General features: G+C 44.3%; 12 protein-coding genes. 7 read left to right on the top strand and 5 right to left on the bottom strand.

What is annotated here, in order from left to right; translation table 11 throughout:
• Positions 1 to 364 precede the first annotated feature (364 nt).
• The 3 genes from lon (at position 365) to O9X84_RS13465 (ending at position 5461) form a co-directional block, all read left to right on the top strand.
• Positions 365 to 2716: an endopeptidase La gene (lon, locus tag O9X84_RS13475; protein WP_269520241.1), complete on the top strand. Its 2352-nt coding sequence runs from the start codon at positions 365 to 367 to the stop codon at positions 2714 to 2716.
• Between the two features lie 307 nt (positions 2717 to 3023).
• Positions 3024 to 3296 (top strand): nucleoid-associated protein HU-beta, encoded by a 273-nt coding sequence (hupB, locus tag O9X84_RS13470; protein WP_044057587.1) that lies wholly within the window; start codon positions 3024 to 3026, stop codon positions 3294 to 3296.
• Positions 3297 to 3568: 272 nt separating this feature from the next.
• Positions 3569 to 5461: a SurA N-terminal domain-containing protein gene (locus O9X84_RS13465; protein WP_269520240.1), complete on the top strand. Its 1893-nt coding sequence runs from the start codon at positions 3569 to 3571 to the stop codon at positions 5459 to 5461.
• Between the two features lie 114 nt (positions 5462 to 5575).
• On the opposite strand, the gene O9X84_RS13460 is transcribed toward O9X84_RS13465, so the two are convergent.
• The 4 genes from O9X84_RS13460 to O9X84_RS13445 all read right to left on the bottom strand — a co-directional run bounded on the left by O9X84_RS13460 (position 5576) and on the right by O9X84_RS13445 (position 13094).
• Positions 5576 to 8083, bottom strand: a complete 2508-nt coding sequence (locus O9X84_RS13460) for an excinuclease ABC subunit UvrA (protein ID WP_269520239.1) — start codon at positions 8081 to 8083, stop codon at positions 5576 to 5578.
• Between the two features lie 121 nt (positions 8084 to 8204).
• Positions 8205 to 10454 carry a catalase/peroxidase HPI gene (katG, locus tag O9X84_RS13455; RefSeq protein WP_269520238.1) on the bottom strand — a complete coding sequence of 750 codons (2250 nt, stop codon included), beginning with the start codon at positions 10452 to 10454 and terminating at the stop codon, positions 8205 to 8207.
• A gap of 520 nt (positions 10455 to 10974) precedes the next feature.
• Entirely contained in the window at positions 10975 to 11145 is a 171-nt protein-coding gene (locus O9X84_RS13450) for a hypothetical protein (RefSeq protein ID WP_269520237.1), read from the bottom strand.
• 230 nt (positions 11146 to 11375) lie between these two features.
• Positions 11376 to 13094 carry a lysophospholipid acyltransferase family protein gene (locus tag O9X84_RS13445; protein ID WP_269520236.1) on the bottom strand — a complete coding sequence of 573 codons (1719 nt, stop codon included), beginning with the start codon at positions 13092 to 13094 and terminating at the stop codon, positions 11376 to 11378.
• Between the two features lie 192 nt (positions 13095 to 13286).
• Here O9X84_RS13445 and O9X84_RS13440 point away from each other — a divergent pair, with 192 nt between their 5' ends.
• From O9X84_RS13440 to O9X84_RS13430, 3 genes are read left to right on the top strand one after another with little or no spacing between them, the layout of a single operon-like run.
• On the top strand, positions 13287 to 14108 hold the full coding sequence (locus tag O9X84_RS13440; protein ID WP_269520235.1) for an SDR family oxidoreductase: 822 nt from the start codon (positions 13287 to 13289) through the stop codon (positions 14106 to 14108).
• A 60-nt stretch (positions 14109 to 14168) separates the two neighbouring features.
• Complete coding sequence (locus O9X84_RS13435; RefSeq protein ID WP_269520234.1) at positions 14169 to 15266, top strand: phosphotransferase family protein; 1098 nt, start codon at positions 14169 to 14171, stop codon at positions 15264 to 15266.
• Positions 15266 to 16018, top strand: coding sequence for an SDR family oxidoreductase (locus O9X84_RS13430; RefSeq protein WP_269520233.1), 753 nt, complete (start codon positions 15266 to 15268; stop codon positions 16016 to 16018). Before O9X84_RS13435 ends, O9X84_RS13430 begins: the two co-directional genes overlap by 1 nt.
• A gap of 189 nt (positions 16019 to 16207) precedes the next feature.
• Here O9X84_RS13430 and rpsT read toward each other — a convergent pair whose 3' ends face one another.
• A complete protein-coding gene (gene rpsT, locus O9X84_RS13425) occupies positions 16208 to 16471 on the bottom strand; it encodes a 30S ribosomal protein S20 (RefSeq protein ID WP_032096948.1) in 264 nt (87 codons plus the stop codon).
• A 337-nt stretch (positions 16472 to 16808) separates the two neighbouring features.
• Between rpsT and murJ the strand changes: the two genes are divergently transcribed.
• Positions 16809 to 18368, top strand: coding sequence for a murein biosynthesis integral membrane protein MurJ (gene murJ, locus O9X84_RS13420; RefSeq protein WP_269520232.1), 1560 nt, complete (start codon positions 16809 to 16811; stop codon positions 18366 to 18368).
• Positions 18369 to 18417 lie beyond the last annotated feature (49 nt).

Below are 18417 nucleotides of genomic sequence, written 5' to 3'. Positions count from 1 at the left end.
TTTTTAGTTTCTGACGTTATCGTTTTACTTCTCTGTTGTTTCTTATCCACCACATCTACATGTTGTCATAAGCCTACTAAGCTGACTGTTATTTGAACTAACAGTACATTAAAGTCTATCCTTTGATATAGATCTGCGCTTTTTCTATTGCCTTAAACGCAAAAATCGATAATGGTATTTGTGTGAGCTTGTAATAAACGCGACGCAATGTAATCGATAATATCCAACTCACGTACTAAAGTTGCTTCAAGTAGAGGCAGAAGGTGAGGGACAGTAAGGAATTAACGCACTTTAATAAGTTTTGATTGAACTTTGCTCTTACATCCCCATATAAAACGACATCGCAAATAAATTGAGAACAAGTATGACAGTTGAGCGTGAAAATCGCATTGAAATTCCTGTGCTTGCCCTGCGGGACGTGGTCGTATACCCGCATATGGTCATACCCCTTTTTGTAGGGCGTGAAAAATCTATCCGTTGCCTAGAAGCGGCGATGGAAAACGACAAACAAATTTTCTTAGTAGCACAAAAAGATGCAGGTGTAGACGAGCCGGAAGCTGACGATATCTACACGGTAGGTACTATTGCGACTATTCTACAGCTTTTAAAACTACCCGATGGCACCGTAAAAGTTTTAGTCGAAGGGAGTGTGCGGGGTGTCATTGAAAGCTATACGCAGGCAGAACCTTATTTTGTTGCTTCTGTTGACCAAATGGAAGACGAAGGCATTGAAGAGAGTGAGCAGGAAGTACTTATTCGTTCCGCAGTCTCTCAATTTGAAGGCTACGTAAAGCTCAACAAAAAAATACCACCTGAAGTGCTAACTTCTTTAAATGGCATTGAAGACGCAGCGCGCTTAGCCGACACCATGGCTGCTCACATGCCGCTTAAGCTGGCCGAAAAGCAAAAAGTATTAGAGATGCAAGGAGTAAACGAGCGTCTTGAATACTTGATGGCGCTCATGGAAGGCGAAATCGATTTATTGCAGGTAGAGAAGAAAATTCGTACCCGCGTTAAAAAACAGATGGAAAAAAGTCAGCGCGAGTATTATTTGAATGAGCAAATGAAAGCTATTCAAAAAGAACTTGGCGAGCTAGACGATGCACCTGACGAATTTGAAGCGCTAGCAAAAAAGATTGCTGACGCCAAAATGCCTAAAGAAGCAGAGGACAAAGCGAAGTCAGAACTTCAAAAGCTGAAGATGATGTCGCCTATGTCCGCTGAGGCTACTGTGCTGCGCAGTTACATTGAATGGCTTACTAATGTTCCATGGAATAAGCGCTCTCCGGTGAAACGAGACTTAGCTAAGGCCGAAGAAGTGCTCAATGAAGACCACTATGGTCTTGAAAAGGTCAAAGAGCGCATTCTTGAGTATCTAGCCGTTCAGCAACGAGTTAAAAAGCTGAAAGGTCCAATCCTGTGCTTAGTGGGTCCTCCTGGTGTAGGTAAAACATCACTGGGCCAGTCTGTCGCTAAAGCAACTGGCAGAAAATATGTGCGTATGGCGCTAGGCGGCGTGAGAGATGAGGCAGAAATTCGAGGCCATCGTCGAACTTACATCGGCTCACTGCCCGGTAAATTGGTTCAAAAAATGGCGAAAGTTGGGGTGAAGAACCCGCTGTTTTTGCTTGATGAAATCGACAAGATTTCATCTGACATGCGCGGCGACCCGGCATCAGCGCTTCTTGAAGTGCTTGACCCAGAGCAAAATAACAGTTTCAGCGATCACTATTTAGAAGTGGATTATGACCTTTCAGATGTGATGTTTGTTGCTACATCAAACAGCATGAATATTCCAGGGCCGTTGCTGGATCGTATGGAAGTGATTCGCTTGTCTGGCTATACCGAAGATGAAAAGCTCAACATTGCTAAAAATCATTTAATTGGCAAGCAAATGGAGCGCAATGGTCTCAAGGTTAAAGAGCTTGAAATTACCGATTCTGCGGTTATCGGCATGATACGTTACTACACACGAGAAGCTGGTGTGAGAAGCCTAGAGCGTGAGATTTCAAAGGTTTGTCGTAAAGCTGTGAAAGACGTTCTTTTGAAGAAGAACAAAGGTAAGGTGTCTGTCACTCAGGATAATCTAAAAGATTACTTAGGTGTTCAGCGCTTCGATTACGGCAAAGCTGACAAAGACAACCAGATTGGCCAAGTAACTGGATTGGCGTGGACTCAAGTTGGTGGAGACTTACTCACTATTGAGACAACGTCTGTGCCAGGCAAGGGAAAAATGACTTCAACCGGCTCTCTTGGCGATGTTATGCAAGAGTCAATTAAGGCGGCCATGACGGTTGTGCGAAGCCGTGCAGAAAAGCTTCGCATTAACGAAGACTTCTATGAGAAACGTGATATACATGTTCATGTACCGGAAGGTGCGACACCTAAAGATGGTCCAAGTGCGGGTATTGCGATGTGTACCGCGTTGGTGTCATCCCTAACTGGTAATCCAGTGAAGTGCGAAGTCGCTATGACGGGAGAAATAACTCTGCGTGGTGAGGTGCTTGCTATAGGTGGTCTTAAAGAGAAACTGTTGGCCGCTCACCGAGGCGGTATTAAGACCGTAATTATTCCTAAAGACAACGAGCGAGATTTGGAAGAAATTCCTGATAACGTGAAAAAAGACTTGGCCATCCATCCAGTGAAATGGATTGATGATGTGCTAGATATTGCGCTGCAAGAGCCGGTTGAAAGTTTTAAAATAGAAAAAAAATAGCAAATAGTGATGGTTACAATGCTTAATTCTAAAGGGATGTAGCCATTTTCTTGTACGTTTTGATTAAAAATTGTACGTAAAATTAAAGAATTGTCGATTTTTTCAAAATTAGGGCTTTCAAGACAGAAAAGTTGTGTTACCTTAAAATAGTTATCGCTTGAAGCCTTGCCACAAAAGGGATTGCAGCGATTAATTTAAAAGTTAATTAATTGTGACAGATGCTTGATGTTAACGATCAAGCTTGTTATAAAGTCCAGACCATTTTTTTGGACAAACAGTATAATAACAATTGAAGGGGATCAAAATAGTGAACAAGTCTCAACTTATCGACCAAATTGCTGCTGGTGCAGATATTTCTAAAGCAGCAGCTGGGCGCGCACTTGACGCATTCACAGACTCAGTAACTGCGGCGCTTAAGGAAGGCGACCAAGTAGCACTAGTAGGCTTTGGCACTTTCTCAGTTCGCGAACGTTCAGCTCGCAGTGGCCGCAACCCACAAACTGGTGAGACTATTCAGATTTCAGCTGCGAAAGTACCATCTTTCAAAGCCGGTAAAGCTCTGAAAGACGCTTGTAACTAAGCCAAAAAATATAAAAAAAGGCGATGGCTAGTCCATCGCCTTTTTTATTTGTATACAACAATAGTTAATAACCCCGCCGCGAATAACGTTTACCTTGCACTAAGCCGGATAAGAAAGTCTTAGTAACACACAGATTAGTTTGTTTTAGGTCGTTTATCTTCATCGGCATTAGGTTATAATCATCGCTTATTTTACCAATGGCAGTGGTCTCGTCGCTTTGCGAAGAGGTTGAGTCTGGTATCAGTAGTAAGCAACGGAGTTGAAGAATAATCATGCTAGAAAGAATCAGAGAAGGTTCTCAAGGCCCATGGGCGATGGCAATCATTGCGCTAATCGTTTTGAGTTTCGTATTTGCTGGTGTAGGAAGCTACCTCACATCGCCAGGCACGTCTGCAGTGGCCACGGTAAATGGCGAAGAGATCTCGGCCCAAGAACTAGACCGTGCGTATCAAAATCAGCGCGCGCAAATGGAATCACAGTTTGGCGAGAGTGTTGCTCAGCTATTTTCAAGTGAAGAGTACCTCGCAAACTTTAGACGTAGTGCGTTGGACCGCTTAATTTCAGAAAAATTAATCCAGCAACAGGCCGCGGAGATTGGCTTGCGGGTAAGTGATGAACAAATTCGCGAAACCATAGTGCAAATGCCAGAATTTCAATTTGGCGGTCAATTTGATAACGAACGTTTTCAAACTATCCTTCGTCAAAACGGTTTCTCACCGGCGGATTTTCGTAATTACCTTCGCATCCAGATGACACAAAATCAGCTTGCTGCTGCACTGACTACCTCAGCTTTCGCACTAGATAGTGAAGTGGAAGAGGCGAACATGCTTCAACGCCAAACTCGCGACGCAAAATACGCCATTGTGAGTGCTACTCGCTTTGCTGATTCAGTGGAAATTACCGAAGAAGACATCGAAGGGTTCTATAACAACAACATTGCTTCTTTTGATACCGAGGAAAAAGTTAAGCTTGCTTATGTAAAACTAAGTGTAGAAGACCTTAAAGGTAGAGTGTCTGTAGACGATGATGCGGTTCGTACGTATTACGAAGCGAATTTACCAAGCTACGGTAAAGAAGAAGAACGCCGCGTTTCTCATATCTTGATTGAATCAGGTAATGATGTTGATACTGCAAGAGCGGAAATAGAGGCACTAAAAGCCCAGCTTGATAACGGTGCTGACTTTGCCACACTGGCATCAGAAAGTTCAGACGACACTTTTTCTGCTGAAAATGGCGGTGACTTAGACTTTATAACGCCAGAAATGATGGACGCTGAATTTGATGAAGCGGCATTTGCGTTGGAGAATGTAGGCGACGTGTCTGATATTGTTGAAACTGATTTTGGTTTCCACATCATTAAACTCACTGACATCAACGAAGCGCAAACTAAATCATTCGAAGAAGTAGCGAGTGATATACGTGACTCCCTATTGTATGACCAAGCAATGGAAAAGTATTTTGAGTTACAAAATACGTTGGCAGAAATTGCGTTTGAAGTGCCTGATACTCTTGAAGATGCAGCAAATGCGGTAAATCTCCCAGTACAAGAAACAGCGTTGTTCAGCCGTAGTGCGGCGCCAGAAGAATTAAACCTTCCTGCACTATTAGAAAACGCGTTTTCCCCTGAACTTATTGAAGAACGCGTAAACAGTGACATCATTGAGTTAGATGACGAAAACATTGTTGTTGTTCGAGTTATAGAGCACGAGCCACAGCGCACTCAGACGCTCAACGAAGTACGCGATAGCATTACTGCATCTGTGAAATCAACTAAGGCTAGAGAAGCTGCGCAAGCGTGGGCTTCAGATGTTGCTATTAAGGTAAGAGCTAAAGAAGACGTATCATCTCTTTTATCCGAAATGTCTGCTAGTTGGGAAACTGCCAAAGCAGTACCAAGAAATGGCGGTACGTTGAATGCTGCAGTAGTTGAGACCTTGTTTACACTTGCTCCAGAGGGCGAAAAAAATGTCGATGTTGCAACAACGGTTAATGGTGATGTGGCAGTCGTTAAGCTAGAAGGTGTTAACGCAGCGCCGGTACTTGAAGCTGAGTTAGGCAATAGCCTTAAAGAGCGTCTTGGCCAGATGAGAGGACAGCGTTTATACGAGCAATATATTGAAGCGCTTCGTTCTCAAGCAGACGTTACGATTTCAGAAAGCGTATAAAGTTTAAAAAGATAACGAGTATGTGATAAAGGGGGCACTGTTAAGTGCCCCCTTTTTTTGTGGTTTTTTCGTCTACAAAGCGCTTTGTAGCTCATTTGGCTTTACTACTGTATGTTAAAACCCATGATTTAGAAACGGCGCAGTTTTACTTTCGGTGCTTTTTGCTACTTCTGATGGCGTTCCCTGAGCCACAACGCTTCCACCTTCATCGCCCGCTCCCGGACCGATATCAATGATGTAATCACTAGCCGATGCTACCTGCATGTTGTGTTCTACCATTATCACGCTACTGCCTTCATCGACTAATGCATTTAGGTGTTTCATCAACAAACTAATATCAGCAGGGTGAAGTCCCGTAGTAGGCTCATCAAGAATATAGAGCGTATTCTTTTTTTCGGCGCGTTTTAGTTCTGTAGCAAGTTTTATTCTTTGTGCTTCTCCGCCTGATAACTCTGTCGCAGGCTGACCAAGGCGCAAATAGCCAAGCCCCACTTTTTGAAGTGCATCAAGAGCGCGGTAAACTGGCGGCTCGTCAGCAAATATGGCATGTGCCTCGGACACGGTAAGGGACAATACATCTGATATGGATAAGTCATTCCATGTAATGGCCAGAGTGTCTTCATTGTATCGCTTAGTATTGCATACAGGGCAGGGGGAATAGACACTGGGCATAAACAAAAGTTCTACCGATACAAAGCCCACTCCCTCACAGTTTTCGCAACGCCCTTTTGTGGTATTAAATGAAAAGCGACCCGCGTCATAACGCCGTTTTTTTGCTAACTCAGTAGCCGCAAACAATTTTCGGACGTGATCAAAAAGGCCGGTATACGTTGCTAGGTTGGAACGCGGCGTTCTGCCTATTGGCGCCTGATTAACAACAACTAACCGTTTAACCTGCTCAATGCCATTGGTTATCGTTCCTTCGACGGGTTTCTCTTGGCTACCTTTTAGCAATGCAGATTCACTAAAATCTCTATCTGCCTGTATACTTTGTGATTTATCAGAACCTATAGATTTCCTCACAAGCTCTACTAGTGCGTGACTTACCAAGCTCGATTTCCCAGAGCCCGACACGCCGGTTACCGTGGCGATCGTGCCTAGGGGAAAGTCACAATGAAAATTGTTCAGGTTGTTTTTAGTTATATTGGCTAGGGAAAGCCATCCTGAGGGCTTTCTGTTGTAACGAGTAAGCGCAAGAGAATTGTCAAAGAGAAAGCGTGATGTTTTTGAGCCACTAGCGTCTTTAAGTTTTTCAGCAGGCCCACTATAGATTAACTCTCCGCCATCAACCCCAGCGTTGGGCCCAATATCCACTACCCAGTCTGCGTGTTGTATAACGCGTGAGTTATGCTCTACAACAAAAACAGTATTTCCTGCCTCTACCAATTCACTAAAAGCACTAAGTAGCGCATTGACATCGTGTGGATGCAATCCGGAAGAGGGCTCATCCATGATGTAAACCACACCAAATAGTTTAGATTTAATTTGAGTCGCCAACCTCAATCGCTGTAATTCACCACCAGAGACGGTGGTTGTGCTGCGCTCTAACGAGAGGTAGCCAAGGCCAAGAGATATTATAGGTGTTATACGGGCAATAATATCGCTAGCTAAATTACGGATCACCATGGCGCGTTCGTTACTTTGACTATCTACATTGTTCATTAAGGCGGTTAAATGAGTCACTACATCGCTAAGGGATAAACGAGAAAATTCGATGATATCCAGATTACAAATTGTTACGGAAAGGGACGAAGCTTTCAGTTTTTTGCCCTCGCAACTAGGGCAGGTAGACACATCTAGATATTCTGCAATACGCTTTTTAATTTTTTCTTTCTGGGTAGATTTAAACGTATCAAGTACATAGCGTCTAGCACCAACAAATTTTCCTTTGTAGCTGGCAGGCTCACCCTCTGCGAATGCGTTACGTGTCTGCGCTAAATTGTAGTGCCGATATACAGGCACTTGCGGTGTTTCATCGGTGAATAAAATCCATTCTCGCGTGGAAGGGGGTAAATCGGTCCACGGAACGTCTACGTCAATATCAAGTGATAACAATACTCTAACTAAGTTTTTGCCCTGCCATGCCCCAGGCCACGCTGCAATAGCGCCTTCTCTAATTGTCAGACTAGGGTCGGGCACGAGCTTTTCTTGCGTAACATCAAATACGTTACCTATCCCGTGGCATGTTTCACAGGCACCTTCTACCGTGTTCGGTGAAAAGGCGTCAGCATAAATAATACTTTGCCCTTGCGGATAATCGCCTGCCCGTGAATACAGCATGCGTAGGGTATTAGAAATAGTAGTGATACTGCCTACCGATGAGCGTATTGAAGGGGCACCTCGCTGCTGATGCAGTCCAACTGCCGGGGGAAGACCTTCAATACTGTCTACGTCGGGAGTTTCAACTTGGTCTATCAACCGCCGCGCATAGGGTGATACCGAGTCTAAGTAGCGATGTTGAGCTTCGGCGAAAAGCGTGCCGAAGGCGAGAGAGGACTTGCCCGAGCCTGATATTCCAGTAAATGCCACAATTTTGTTTCTTGGAATATCTACATTGAGGCTTTTTAAATTGTGAACGCGAGAGCCCCGTACCTGTACGTAGTTATTATCAAATGTTGTCATAACCTTGTGATATTTCATCCTTGTTTAGAAAAAGCGTGTCCGAGCGGGTAAAAGAAAAAGCCCAGCAAAGTGAGTGGCCAGGCTTTTTAATAGCGTGATAGCGTTAGCGATTAAGCGTTGCTTATTTGCGATACCGTTCGTTTTGCAGTTCAAAACGGTCTAGCATCATGACTTTGTGCCACGCTTTTACGAAAGCATGAACAAATTTTTCATGGCCTGTTGAGGCACCGTAAACATCGCATACTGCTCTTAGCTGTAAGTTCGACCCGAACACAAGATCGCACCGCGTGGCCGACCACTTTTTCTTTCCCGTTGCTACATCGTTGCCTTCAAAAAGCTCATTGGCCTCATCTACCGGCTTCCACTTAGTATTGATATCTAGCAAGTTAACAAAAAAGTCGTTGGTTAATACCCCTGGTGTTTGTGTAAAAACACCGTGTTGAGAGCCGTCGTAATTGGTGTCTAGAACCCGAAGGCCGCCAACTAGTGCAGTGAGTTCAGGAGCCGATAAATCAAGCAGATGGGCTCTGTCGATTAACATGCGTTCAGTATCTGCACCATACTTACCTTTTACGTAGTTTCTAAAGCCATCGGCATGAGGCTCAAGAACCGATATGTTGTGCTCGTCGGTTTGCTCTTGCGTAGCGTCCATTCGTCCAGGCTCAAAAGGTACGGTAACGTCAACGCCTGCTTCTTGTGCTGCTTTTTCTATGGCCGCACTACCTGCTAATACTACAAGGTCGGCAAGAGAAACTCGTTTGCTTGTCTGCGCATCATTAAAAGTTTTCTGAATTTCTTTAAGTGACTCAAGTACGCTTTTAAGTTGGGTAGGATTATTAACTTCCCAGTTAATCATTGGCTCAAGCTGAATTCTTGCACCATTGGCGCCGCCGCGCAGATCCGTTTTTCTAAACGTTGATGCAGAGGCCCATGCAGTACTTACCAACGCAGAGATACTGTGTTTAGTTGCAAGAATACTGGCTTTAAGCGCAATAATGTCGACTTCACCAATGAGTTCATGGTCGCACTTTGGAATAGGATCTTGCCAAATTAAGCTTTCGTCTGGCACATCTGGGCCGAGTAAACGGTTTTTAGGACCCATATCTCTATGGATTAATTTATACCAAGCCTTGGCAAACGCCTCGTCGAGGAGTTCTGGCTGCTCAACAAATTTCTCGCATATTTTTAGGTAAGCAGGATCTTTGATAAGGGCTATGTCGGTGGTCATCATCATAGGAGGATGGCGAAGTCCTTCTACATGTGCGTCAGGTATAAGGTCAGCAGCTTCCCCATTTTTAGGACGCCATGCTTTACCCCCAGCCGGGCTCTCTGTTTGTTCCCACTCAAATTTAAATAGATTTTTTAGGTACTCGTGGTCCCAGCGGATAGGGTTTGATGTCCATGCTCCTTCAATGCCATTTGTGGTGGTGTACTGGGCATTGCCCGAGCCATTGCTGTTTAACCAGCCTAGGCCTTGGCTTTCAATGGGTGCTCCGCTTGGTTCTGGGCCTAAATGCGATTTGTCCGAGCCGCCGTGACTTTTACCAAACGCGTGACCGCCTGCAATAAGCGCAACGGTCTCTTCGTCATTCATACCCATTCTTCCAAAGGTAATACGAATTTCTTGCGCTGAGGAAATGGGATCCATATTGCCAAAAGGGCCTTCTGGATGAACATAAATAAGCGACTGACGAGACGCGGCGAGCGGATTCTCTAGGTCATAGTCCTCTGTACCAGGCTCACCTGTCCAACGCTTGTCTTGAGTGGCCATTTCAGTTTCTGGGCCCCAATAAGTGGCGTCATCAGCCTCCCAGCAGTCAATGCGTCCGCCACCAAAGCCAAAGGTTTTGAAACCCATCTGCTCTAGCGCAAGGTTGCCCGTTAGCATAATCAAATCTGCCCAAGAGATGTTGTCACCGTACTTCAGCTTAATAGGCTGTAATAGGCGTATCGACTTATCGATGTTGCCGTTGTCTTCCCAAGAGTAAAGAGGAGCAAAGCGCTGTAGCCCCTGCGCCGACCCTCCACGTCCATCGAATACGCGGTATGAACCAGCAGAGTGCCACGCCATTCTAATCATCTGAGGGCCATAGTTACCGTAATCCGCAGGCCAGAAATCTTGCGATGTGGTCAAAAGCTCCAAAATATCTTTTTTCACTGCGTCTAAATCGAGAGAGGCGAATGCAGCGGGATAATCAAAATCTTCACCTAGCGGGTTTGCTGATGGAGATTGGCTGTGAAGTAATGCAATGGGTAGTTGACCCGGCCACCAATCAGCATTCATTGGAGGAGTACCTATCGCGCCTTCAATACGTTTACTCTCGATTGACTTGTACCCACCGGCGATGGGGCATTTCATTTTATCAGACATGCAGTAGTTCCTTTTATATTGCGCTCCGTGGGAAAGCCTCAACAGGTGTTTTGCTTTACAGTAATCACAGCAAGCTAGAGGTTCTTGATCAGCCTTTCAAGCAGTCAATGAACAATTTCACTGACTGCTTGAAAGGCCCTAATGGAGAGCAATGTATTGATTAAACATTTTTTATACAGATGACTACGCCATGCTGGTGGCAAAGTTCACAACAACGACAATATCAAGCTTGAAACATCAGAGCCGCCGTGTGCCCCATGTCCGAAAAAAGATAGGAAATGAATAAAATGAGAGTAAAAACTGAAAGGTAGAAAATAAAAGCTAGAAGGGAGGAGCTAGGAAATAAAAAGCGCAAATATTGAACAGCCTGAATGTGCATACACGAATAACATAAAGCCTTTCTGGCCGTTGGTCTTTTACACTCGGATACCCCTAATATCGCCCTAAGATAAAATGTATTTCGCATAAGATTATATGGGTAATGAGTAGTAGCAAAACAGCATTAGTTTTTAGCGTGTCGCTAATGAGTTAAAAACATCATTACCGTATAAAATAATGCAATAACACCAGATAGTACCAATATATACAAAAAGCCTTGCTTACCTTGCTCTAGAGAATATTTGTTTGCCTGCAAGTAGCCGAACCACAGCAGAGAAAGAATAAGTGGAATAAGTACAATTATTTTTATCATATAAGGCCCTAAGCTTCGCACTTCACAGTGACTAAACATTATTTCAGGCCTTGTTATATCAATGTATGGTATTAAATGCCAACGACCTAACGGATATTTTATTCTCTACTTGGGCGCGTTAATCTTTGCTGTGAACATATGTAGTAAAGATTGACAGTAAAAATCAACCGTTAGTATCAATTCGTCCTAACAACGTATCTAAATGCTTAAGATACGTTATTAAACTGTATTCAAGCCGTTGCCTTTAGCTCATCGTGGCATAGATATCGTTTGCGCTTTTTTTCAGTAATTGCCATTGCATCAACCACCACAAGACCATCAATACAGTCGTTAAAATCTGGGTCAACGTTAAACCCTAAAAAGGCGACACCATCGGCTTTCGCTATTTCTGAATACTGCTTATACAGCGTGGGAACATTTACGCCCATATTAGCGAGTAGGTGCTTAAGTATGGTGAATTCGGCTTTGTAATCATTACCTGTAAACACATGCAAAGGCTCTCTTGCGGGGCAAAAAGGTTGTTTACACGTAACACTACCGAACTTAGCCGGAAAGTATGTTGAGTAGAACTGCACTAAAAGATCTTTAGCAGTATCAGGATAGGCATTGCTTAATGACACTGCCCCGAACAAATAGCGGTACTTTGGATAGCGACTAAGAAAAACGCCAATGCCGAACCACAGATAGTCGAGGCTTCGCTTTCCCCAATATCGAGGTTGTATAAAACTTCGCCCTAACTCTAGGCCATGCTCAAATAGGGCTTCATTATTTTCGCCGTAATCAAACAGCGTAGCGGTGTACAATCCCGTTGGGTGGCCTTCTTCGCTGAGCGCTTGGGCGTCACCAAAACGATAGGCACCCACAATCTCTAAGTCTCGCTCATCCCACAGCACTAGGTGATAGTAGTGAGAATCGTACCGGTCTATGTCTCGTCGCTTACTAGTGCCTTCTCCAACCGCTCTAAATGCTATCTCTCGAAGACGTCCTATCTCACGCATAATGGGAGAGCAATGAGTATGCTGATAAAGATAAATCGATTTTCCATCGCCGGTTTGCCCCAAATGTTCACAGGCGCGAACAGCCCGTGAGAGCTCTTTTCTGTCCTCTGGCATTGCAATAGCAGCTTGGGTTTCGAACACGCCTTTTTTGTTATTGCCTATGCGATAAAGATGTCGTTTAAATAACTTCACTTTTTCTTTTAGTGCTAATGTTGGCTGTTGATAAGACTCAAATGCAATGAGTTCCCCAACGCGGATGGGCAAATGTTTACGTCGCTGCTTAAACATTTCCTTCACGAGTAGCGCAGTAGCCAACGGCTTGTAAATCATAGACACGCCATAAAAAATAGGGCTGTTTTTAGCATCGATATACACGGGAAGAATAGGGGCTTTAGCGTGACGGGCAATGCGCAAAAAACCTGAATGCCAGCGCGTGTCGCGAACACCTTGGGGTCTAAGTCTGGAGACCTCTCCGGCGGGAAAAATTAATACTGCACCGTCCTGTGATAGATGATGGTGAATGGCTGATAAATGCTGCTTTGGGGTCCCGCCCTCCATATTGTTCACGGGTAGCAACATGCTGTGCAGCGGTTCAATGGCCATAAGCATTTCATTTGCGACTACTTTTAAATCGTGTCGAACTTCACTCACAAGTTTAATTAATGCAAGTGCATCAAGAGAGCCAATAGGGTGATTTGCAATTATCACTACACAACCTTCACTAGGAATTCGTTCTTTCTCGATGTCTCTTGCGGAATAGCTGACGTTAAAATACGCCAGTACCTGCTCAACAAAATCAATATCATTGTAATGCGGGTACGTGTCGCCAAACGCTTGAATTTCTTTTTCGTGTAAAAGGTGACTTAGCGCGAAAGATAGCGATTTAAATAAAAGAGGATTGTTCGCAACCTGAGGGTAATGTTTGTTTAAAACGTCGTTGACAGTAAACATAGCTTCTCTCGTTTTTTTGCAAACACTAGCAGCCTAATGTGACGTTTTTGACATACTTTTTTGTCACTTATTTTACAGTGGTTGTGTTAGGTGTTTGCGGCTGATTAGGCCGGAACTTTTGAATCCACCAGTAAAAAAGGTAAACTCAGCACCTAATATTCAATAACAATAACAATAAAGAGCAGAACAACTATGCGTATCATCATCACCGGTGGAGCCACCGGACTGGGCAAAGCACTTGCCATTAAGTGGGCTGAAAAGCATAAAGGCATAAAAATTTGTATCGCCGACATCAATCAGGCTCGCGGCAATGAGACCGTTGAGGCACTTACCTCAATAGGAGCCGACGCCTTCTACGTTACCTGCGATATCACATCCGAAACGAATGTGAATGAACTTGCCAGCACGATAAGCGCTAAATGGCAGGGTATCGACTATGTATTTAACAACGCAGGCGTTGCCACCGGCGGCAGCTTGCTTGATGAAACGCCAGAGCAGTGGCAATGGGTATTCGATATCAATATGTTAGGCATGGTGCGAGTGAGTAGAGCGCTGTTGCCACTGATGCAAACGCAGGGGCACGGTTACTTCGTAAATATTGCCTCGCAGGCCGGAATAACGCCTATCCCTTATATGGGCAGTTATAACGCTATGAAAGCGGCGGTGGTGGCCTTCTCTGAAACAATGAAGTTGGAACTTGCGCCAGATAACGTTGGGGTGAGTGTGGTTTGCCCCAGTTTTTTCAAGACTAATCTTGATGAGTCGATGCGAAGTGCCAATCCTGCATCACATAAAATGCTGAATAAACTTTTCGCCAAAGCCGACATGAGCAAAGAGGATGTAGCGCAAAGTATTTACCAGCAAGTAAACGCTAAGCAGTTTCTTATTTTGACGCACAAAGAAGGTAAGCGCGCCTTTTTGTTGAAAAAGCTGTTGTCATCGACGCGCTATTTGAAAATGATGCTGTCGCAGACCAAAACCATGAAGCAAGTAATGGACAAGCGAGACAGCTAACGTCCTTTATCCTAAAACTCGAGAAAGGCAAAGCATTAACCTGTGTAAAGCGGAGAAAGAATGAACCAAGGCGTTGTAGATAAAGCACAGAAAGTGCGAAGTGGTGAAGAGCTTAGCGCAGAAGCGGTAAATAATTGGCTTAAAGATAATCTCGATGACACCATGAAAGCCCGTTGTAATGGCTGTGAAACTAAGCCTGCAGTAACTCAGTATGCAGGTGGAGCATCTAACTGGACTTACTGCTTAGATTACCCCAATACATCGATGATTTTGCGAAGAGGCCCGGCGGGCACAAAAGCAAAAGGTGCTCACGATATGGAGCGAGAGTATAAACTTCAGCGAGCGCTAAAACCGGTTTATCGCTATGTGCCAACCATGTACGCCTATTGTGAAGATGAATCGATTATTGGTGCCGATTTTTACCTGATGGAAAAGTTCACTGGCATTATACCGCGCAAAAATCTACCTCGAGATTTGAACACAACAAAAGCACAAACGGCTCAGCTGTGCACCAATGTGCTCGATAGCTTAATTGAGCTGCATAAGGTAGACCATGAGAAAGCCGGTTTATCTCACATAGGCAAAGGAAAGGGCTATATTGAGCGACAAATTAGCGGCTGGAGTGCGCGCTACAGCAAAGCGAAAACGTGGAATGTACCCTCAGGTAAAAAGGTAATGCATTGGCTTGAAAGACACATGCCTGACAAGGAACGTATATGTATTACCCACAACGACTTCCGCTTCGACAATGTTGTACTTAACCCAAATAACTACACTGACATCATTGGGGTGCTTGATTGGGAACTAGCAACCCTTGGAGATCCGCTTATGGATTTGGGAAATTCACTAGCTTATTGGGTTGATGCCGATGATGACTTTTTAGCCCAATCTACTCGTCGTCAGCCCACACATTTAGAGGGTATGTTTACCCGCAAGCAAGTTGTCGCCTACTACTGCGAGAAGATGGATATTGACGTAGAAGACTTCACGTTTTACGAAGTGTATGGGCTTTTCCGTTTAGCGGGGATCGCTCAGCAAATTTATTATCGTTATCATCACGGACAAACTAATAACCCGGCGTTTAAGCGTTTTTGGGTATTTATTCATTACTTACTGTGGCGCTGCAATAAGGCCATAAAAGCATCAGGAAAAAAATAATGACTATAAGAGAAAATATTCTGATCACTGGGGCAAGCTCTGGGCTTGGAAAAGGGATGGCCATTGAGTTTGCTAAACAAGGTCGCAACTTAGCACTGTGTGCTAGGCGCTATGAAAACCTTGAAACGCTAAAAGCTGAGTTACTCGAACTTAACCCAGATATCAATGTGTTTATTCGTTCTTTAGACGTTAATGATCACGACGCTGTGTTTGAGGTTTTTGATGCGTTTAAACAAGATTTAGGACGCCTTGACAGAGTTATTGTTAATGCTGGAATGGGGAAGGGAGCATCTGTAGGAACGGGTTATTTTCATGCGAATAAACAAACTGCTACCACCAACTTTGTGTCTGCGTTAGCACAATGCGAAGCGGCGATGACAATATTCAGAGCGCAGAACAGTGGCCACCTAGTGACTATATCTTCCATCAGTGCGGTGAGAGGCTTTAGGCGTGCCATGACCGTGTATGCAGCCACTAAAGCCGGCCTTACATCACTGTCTGAAGGAATACGCATGGATGTGATGAACACGCCGATTAAAGTCACCTGTATTCATCCAGGCTTTATTCGCAGTGAAATCAATGAAAAAGTAGAGAAAGTCCCTTTTATCGTTGATACCGATGTGGGTTGTCGGGCAATGGTCAAGGCAATAGAAAAAGAAAAGGCAAGTGCTTTCGTACCTAGCTGGCCTTGGGCACTATTGCACTGGGTAATGCGCATTGCACCAGCAAGTACAATAAGAAAAATGAGTTAGTGGGATAGGGAGCGAGTGCATTCTTTATAAAGAGAATGCATTTTTTTATCAATGCACTTAGTTTATCAATGCACTTGATTTTACAAAGCATTTGGGTTTAAGGAGCATTTGGATATAAAAAGCATGTATACAGAAATGCAGACATAAAAAAAGCGCCCTAGGGCGCTTTTTAATTGCTAGTCGTAAAGATTAACCTAGTGCTTTGATTTGTGCAGCTAGGCGACTCTTGTGACGAGCAGCTTTATTTTTGTGAATCAAGCCTTTAGTAGCCATTCTGTCAAGTACTGGAGTAGCAGCAGATAATGCAGCTTGTGCACCTTCTTTATCGCCATTAGCGATAGCAGCAACTACTTTTTTGATGCTTGTACGAGTCATTGAACGACGGCTAGCGTTGTGCTGACGACGCTTTTCGGCTTGGATTGCACGTTTCTTAGCAGACTTAATGTTAGCCAAGGTGTAACTCCCAAATAAATTCATGTCAAAAACGAGGTTGCGGATTGTGCCTACCAATCGCTAAATTGTCAAACGATTTAACTATGTAAATCGATGGCTATTTTGAAAGCACAATCTATTGAACACTGCCTCTGTTAAAAACAGTAGATGTGCTCAACACGTTGCGCATTCGTCGCGAAAGCTATGCATAAACATTGCATCCCATAACGGGCGCGGATTATAGCAATAAAATACCTAGAAATGCACAACTATTTTGAATAAATCGTTTCACCTGATAGCGCCTTTAGTTATCATCACCGTCTTATCTCTCCTTCCTCTACTCTATCGGAACGCCAACGTGTCACGTAAGTTAATCAAATCAGGCTTAATAGTCAGTGTTATGACCCTAGTTTCACGGGTTTTAGGTCTTGTACGGGATGTAGTCGTTGCAAAGCTTATGGGAGATGGAGCGGCTGCAGACGTTTTTTTCTTTGCTAATAAAATTCCTAATTTTCTACGTCGGCTTTTCGCCGAGGGCGCATTTGCCCAAGCGTTTATCCCCGTGCTCACAGAAGTACACAACAATGATGATAGGAAAGAGCTACGAGAATTTGTCGCCAAAGTGAGCGGAACCCTAGGGGGCATTGTTTTTATTGTGTCTATTGTGGGTATTATTGCATCGCCAGTACTTGCAGCGTTGTTTGGAACCGGTTGGTTCGTTGCTTGGCTGCAAGGCGATGAAGCAGGGGATAAGTTTGAACTTGCTTCAACTATGCTCAAGATAACGTTTCCGTACCTGGCCTTTATATCATTGACCGGACTTTCTGGCGCCATCCTTAATACATTAAATAAGTTTGCCGTTGCTGCGTTTACCCCCGTACTGCTCAATGTATGTATCATCGGTTGTGCAATATACCTGTCGCCTAGTATGTCCCAGCCAGCTTTCGCGCTAGCATGGGGGGTATTTATTGGTGGCATAGTACAATTTCTTTTTCAGCTGCCGTTTTTATTCAGAGCCGGACTTTTGGTAAAACCTAAATGGGGCTGGCACGATGCATATGTGGTTAAAGTGCGCACCTTGATGATTCCCGCCTTGTTCGGCGTGTCGGTTGGCCAAATCAATTTATTGTTCGATACGTTTATCGCCAGCTTTTTAGTGACCGGTTCCATTAGCTGGTTATATTATTCCGACAGGTTGCTCGAGTTCCCACTGGGTTTATTCGGAATCGCTATTGCCACTGTTATTCTGCCCACGCTATCTCGAAATCACGTCACCAATAACCCAAAAGCATTCGCCGCGAATATTGATTGGGCGTTTCGAATGGTGTGTTTGTTAGGCATACCCGCGGCGGTAGGCCTGGGCACGATGGCACGCCCTATACTCACCGTCATTTTTCAACGGGGAGCATTTACTGCCGAAACCGCTATTATGGCCTCTTATTCACTAACCGCTTACTCTTTTGGTTTAATAAGCTTTATGTTGGTGAAGGTGCTGGCTCCGGGGTTTTATTCCCGCCAAGATACAAAAACGCCCGTTAGGTTTGGTATATGGTGCATGATTGCCAATATGGTGTTTAACCTCATTTTTGCCATTCCATTCGGGTATGTTGGATTAGCTATTGCAACAAGTATGTCAGCCACGCTTAATGCTGGGCTATTATACATTACATTGCGAAAGCAAGGTGTGTTCGAGTTAAGTAGAACGTCACTGCTATTTATTGCTCGTGTTGTGGTAGCAAGTGCGGTGATGGGGGCGCTAATATACTATCGCGACCGTGGGCTCGCCTTTTTTGACCTTACACTTTCACAGCAAATGGTAGAAGTGGGGCTTACTATTTTGTTATCCGTTGGTGGCTTCCTCACTACTATGGTGCTTTTGGGAATGAGGCCGCGGCATTTTCGAAGTGGTGGTGAATAAGCTCCCTGTACCTTGACGGGAGGCCGGCAGCTGGATCCGTTAGCGTGGC

The sequence above is a fragment of the Alteromonas sp. BMJM2 genome (genome assembly GCF_027257845.1).
Taxonomy (GTDB): Bacteria; Pseudomonadota; Gammaproteobacteria; order Enterobacterales; family Alteromonadaceae; genus Alteromonas.
This window is presented reverse-complemented; position numbering and strand designations above follow the sequence as displayed.

Excerpts from the sequence above, each read along its gene's own strand:
- lon (WP_269520241.1), top strand. The coding sequence starts at position 365 with ATGACAGTTGAGCGTGAAAATCGCATTGAAATTCCTGTGCTTGCCCTG.
- O9X84_RS13435 (WP_269520234.1), top strand. The coding sequence starts at position 14,169 with ATGAACCAAGGCGTTGTAGATAAAGCACAGAAAGTGCGAAGTGGTGAA.
- O9X84_RS13440 (WP_269520235.1), top strand. The coding sequence starts at position 13,287 with ATGCGTATCATCATCACCGGTGGAGCCACCGGACTGGGCAAAGCACTT.
- O9X84_RS13430 (WP_269520233.1), top strand. The coding sequence starts at position 15,266 with ATGACTATAAGAGAAAATATTCTGATCACTGGGGCAAGCTCTGGGCTT.
- katG (WP_269520238.1), bottom strand. The coding sequence starts at position 10,454 with ATGTCTGATAAAATGAAATGCCCCATCGCCGGTGGGTACAAGTCAATC.
- O9X84_RS13450 (WP_269520237.1), bottom strand. The coding sequence starts at position 11,145 with ATGATAAAAATAATTGTACTTATTCCACTTATTCTTTCTCTGCTGTGG.
- O9X84_RS13445 (WP_269520236.1), bottom strand. The coding sequence starts at position 13,094 with ATGTTTACTGTCAACGACGTTTTAAACAAACATTACCCTCAGGTTGCG.
- O9X84_RS13465 (WP_269520240.1), top strand. The coding sequence starts at position 3,569 with ATGCTAGAAAGAATCAGAGAAGGTTCTCAAGGCCCATGGGCGATGGCA.
- O9X84_RS13460 (WP_269520239.1), bottom strand. The coding sequence starts at position 8,083 with ATGACAACATTTGATAATAACTACGTACAGGTACGGGGCTCTCGCGTT.